This is a genomic window from Pontibacterium sp., assembly GCF_041587635.1.
Classification (GTDB): Bacteria; Pseudomonadota; Gammaproteobacteria; order Pseudomonadales; family Balneatricaceae; genus Pontibacterium.
On record NZ_JBFGYC010000370.1, the window covers coordinates 1 to 4,134 of the forward strand.

Genomic DNA, 4,134 nt, shown 5'->3' on the forward strand with positions numbered 1-4,134 from the left:
ATTCATCAGCGTCCTCTCCTTCAGCGTTCTGAAATCTTGAACGTATATCAATAAATTTCACAGTTAAAATACTATTCAGCAAATCACTTTGTTATCGTTGTCGCTCTAAAATGCTCACTGCATCAAACAGGCTATTCGTCGCATTCCGCCTAAGCACGATGCCAGAGACATAACTCATCCATAGAGAATGTGCTGACATGAAGTTCCGATTATCGGACCCCGCCCCATACAAAATCCCCAGCGAACATCAGTTGAGTTATCGTCCAGCGATAAAAATTGCCGCATTGTACTGCCTGTTTTCCATTCTCTGGGTCATCCTTTCAGACAAAGCGATCGAAGCCCTAACCAGCAACGTGGAAACACTGTCTACCGCACAGACTTATAAAGGACTGTTCTTTATTGTCATTACAACCCTGCTGGTCTTTTGGTTAGTACGCCGTTCGATACGCTTCCACCAGAAAAGTCTGGCCTACCAACGTACGTTAGTAGAAACCATTCCCGATCTGGTTTGGCTGAAAGCGACGGACGGAACATATATCGCCTGCAATTCAAAGTTTGAACGGTTTTTCGGGGCGAAAGAAGCCGAAATTGTTGGCAAAACTGACTATGATTTTGTGGATAAAGAGCTGGCTGATCTGTTCCGGGAGAACGACCTCCTCGCGATTAATATGCGAGCGCCACACAGCAACGAAGAAGTTGTTACCTATGCGGACGACGGACATCAGGAAACGCTGGAAACCATAAAAACCCCATTGTATGGCGCCAAAGGAAATGTGATCGGAGTCTTAGGCGTATCGCGAGATATTACCGAGCGCAAACAACAGGAAGAACGCATCCGCCATCAGGCACACTTTGACAGTCTGACCAACCTGCCGAACCGATTTCTTGCCCAGCACCAGCTAGAGCAATTTGTCAGTACAGCAAGCCGCCACAAACATCGTGTTGCCGTGATCTATCTGGATCTGGACGATTTCAAGAAAATCAATGATTCACTCGGTCATGCAACCGGAGACAAGTTGTTAATCGAAGCAAGCAAGCGCCTGCGAGGAGCCGTACGACAAGGCGATACAGTCGGTCGCCTGGGGGGAGATGAATTCATTGTATTACTGGACAATATTAGTACTGCAGATGATGTCGTCCCTGTCGCAGAAAATCTGATCAACTGCTTTCGCCACCCATTCAGTATTGATGGCCGCGCGCTACTGCTGACTGCCACAGCAGGCATCGCCATTTATCCAGAAGATGGAGAAGACCGCTTAGATCTTCTGAGATGTGCAGATTCAGCGATGTATCATGCCAAAGAAGCGGGTCGAAATACCTTTGCATTCTTCACCAGCGCAATGAATCGGGATGTATCCCGAAGGTTGCTGCTGGAGGAACAGATGCACGGAGCCTTGGCCCGCCATGAGTTTCGCGTCTGCTATCAGCCCAAAATCGATGTTAAAAGTGGCAAAATCACCGGCTTCGAAGCATTACTTCGCTGGCGCAACCCAACCTTGGGAGAGGTATCTCCCGGGGAATTTATACCGGTAGCCGAGCATACCGGACTTATTCTTCCTCTGGGGGAGTTTGTCCTGCAAGAGGCCCTCGCAACAGGTGCTGCCTGGTATAACGAATTCCAGCGAGAACTCTCTATGGCGGTTAACCTGTCACCACGACAGTTCCGTGACCCGAACCTGATCAGCCACATCAAACAAAGCATCGCGAAAAGTGGCTTTCCACAACACTGTCTGGAGCTGGAAATCACCGAAGGCGTCTTGATGAGTGGTCATGGCTTTATTGAAAAGGCATTGGATGAACTCACCGATGCCGGAATTATCATCGCCATGGATGATTTTGGTACCGGTTACTCATCATTGAGTTACCTGCGTAACTACCCATTTGATGTACTGAAAATAGATCAGAGTTTTGTCCGGGACATCACCCATGACCAAGCTGACCTTGAGCTCGTCTGCGCCGCCATTACCATGGCCCATAATCTTGGACTGAGTGTTATCGCAGAGGGCGTCGAAACAACCGAGCAGCTGGCCCTGCTGGCGGACCATGACTGTGACTCAGCACAAGGCTATCTGATCAGCCGCCCGATGGAACAGCAGGACGCTAAACAGATGCTAGAAGAGCGTCAAACCTACACATTGAGTTAAGTTAATCACTCTCGCAACGTATATTAATGATATCTTTAGCGTATCTAATACACTATTAGTACATATTAGGCTTAGCGCATAATCCGGGCTTCCGAGTCCGGGAACTGCATTGTGTCAAAGATACGCTTTCCAACATCCAGCCATCGTTCAGCCTCTGCCGCCGTCGCATTAAACGAAACCAGCAATAAACGCCCCTTAAGTGGAATGCCATAGATAATATTATGAACCTCGGTATCTACGGCTGGTGTCATCAGCTCCATCACAAACACGCTCGTTCCAAACTTTTCAATCACTACGCTTCTAAACCAACGTGCATAAGGATAGCGCCGACGAAAAGAGGCAGACATCATGGCGTGAACTTCAGCGATTTGAGAAGGGTGAATAGCATTACGCGTGTAGTTAAAGGCAATACTGACCGCACCGTTTGAGTTGCTATACACTTCGGTCGGCGGACGCGAGCCGGGATACTTGATCCGTAAGTGATATTCGGACATCCGGGCAAATTTAACAGGGAGCTCCAGCCTTATAAACCCACCCAGTACTGTACGACTGACAACACCTTCCGCATTGCAAAGCGGGCAAAACAGCAGAAAAATCATGACTGAATAACGCATCGGAAAATCCTTTTTCCTGACATGCCAGATACACCGGCAAACTCTCGATACTCTCTGCAACGCACAGCTAACTACAGAGATGATCATCCTGATCACTCAAGATCGAGAAACTCCATACATCGATCTAAACACTATATTACCTTATCAAATCCCGACCACCATCCCCTATAAGTGGCACACTAGATTACTTCAAACCGGACCTTATCTTAACGCACATATCTCAAAATCACGCCTTTAAAAGGCTTATCCAGATAATCAATCTGCGTGGGCTTTTTCGTATAAAGCGTAAAGCCAAGTGCCTCCATTCGCCGGCTAAATCTAGCGTGCCGGCCACGTCCTGGATCAACCAAAATGATGTCGCAATGGGGTTTACAATGCTGTTTAACAAATGCAGCAAGCATATCAATATGCTCATCCTCGTACAGCAGATCACTGCCAACAATCAAGTCAAACTCCCCGAGCTCACTCTTCTTATCAGTCCAGCCCGTACGTACAAAAGGAATAACTTCATCCTGATTAAGGCGGGAGTTTCTAAGGAGGAAATTCTCTACTTCTGGGTGATAATCGGTGGCGGTTATATCAGCGTGAAGATGGTTAAGTAGTAAACTGGTTAAGCCGATACCACACCCGACTTCGAGGATACGTTTATCCGCAAAATCAGATTTAAAGATATGATGGGCCAGTACCTGCCCTGAAGGCCACACCACACCAAAAATTGGCCAGGAAGCGGATGAGATACCCAGCTTTTCCGCTACGCCATCCTTGTCGTCAAATTCCTGATTATTTCGTAAGGTACGTAGGTGGATATCCACTTCATCAAATTCATGCGTGCTATAGCATACGCGTAACGTCATTTCTGCATACCTGTGTTAAAAACATGGGAAGCAGATCGCTCGCTTTCACAAGGAAAATGCTGTGGTTAACTACAGCTTACACTATTCTCTATCCCACTTATCCTAGGAACGCCAAATAACATCCTTGTAAATTTTTGACCTAATCTCGCTTTACCATAAATCTGTAACAGATTTATGGTCCTCGTTCGTTAGAATGGCGGCGCAATTACCAACACCAAAAAGCAAGAATCATCTGAGGTCAGTGATGAAGTTCAAGAAACAAGACAAGGAAATTGTAGTTGGCTGGATCGAACGTCAATTCAAGAAAAATCCAACCTTTCCGGTGAGCTGCATTGACGGTGATAATAAGAACTCTGTCTCCAAAGAGCACCTAAAATCATATAAAGCATGGACCAAAACAACGCACAAGCGGTCCGAAATTCAGGAATGGATCGAAAAATGGCTGGACGCATCTGAAGTCAAAACACTTGAAGCCGAGATCAAGCGCCGGTCAAAAGATAAGAAGGAATAAATAATCATCAG

The 4,134-nt window shown here is 46.7% G+C and carries 4 protein-coding genes; 2 read left to right on the forward strand and 2 right to left on the reverse strand.

Annotation, left to right across the window (positions count from 1 at the left end):
- The first annotated feature begins 197 nt into the window (after positions 1–197).
- A complete protein-coding gene (locus ABYW01_RS15665; protein WP_372834427.1) occupies positions 198–2,144 on the forward strand; it encodes a putative bifunctional diguanylate cyclase/phosphodiesterase in 1,947 nt (648 codons plus the stop codon).
- Positions 2,145–2,215: 71 nt separating this feature from the next.
- Here the strand turns inward: ABYW01_RS15665 and ABYW01_RS15670 are convergent, their stop codons facing one another.
- Positions 2,216–2,758 (reverse strand): hypothetical protein, encoded by a 543-nt coding sequence (locus tag ABYW01_RS15670; RefSeq protein WP_372834429.1) that lies wholly within the window; start codon positions 2,756–2,758, stop codon positions 2,216–2,218.
- Positions 2,759–2,964: 206 nt separating this feature from the next.
- Positions 2,965–3,612, reverse strand: coding sequence for a methyltransferase (locus ABYW01_RS15675; RefSeq protein WP_372834431.1), 648 nt, complete (start codon positions 3,610–3,612; stop codon positions 2,965–2,967).
- Between the two features lie 244 nt (positions 3,613–3,856).
- Here ABYW01_RS15675 and ABYW01_RS15680 point away from each other — a divergent pair, with 244 nt between their 5' ends.
- Positions 3,857–4,123: a hypothetical protein gene (locus ABYW01_RS15680; protein ID WP_372834434.1), complete on the forward strand. Its 267-nt coding sequence runs from the start codon at positions 3,857–3,859 to the stop codon at positions 4,121–4,123.
- Positions 4,124–4,134: the final 11 nt, after the last annotated feature.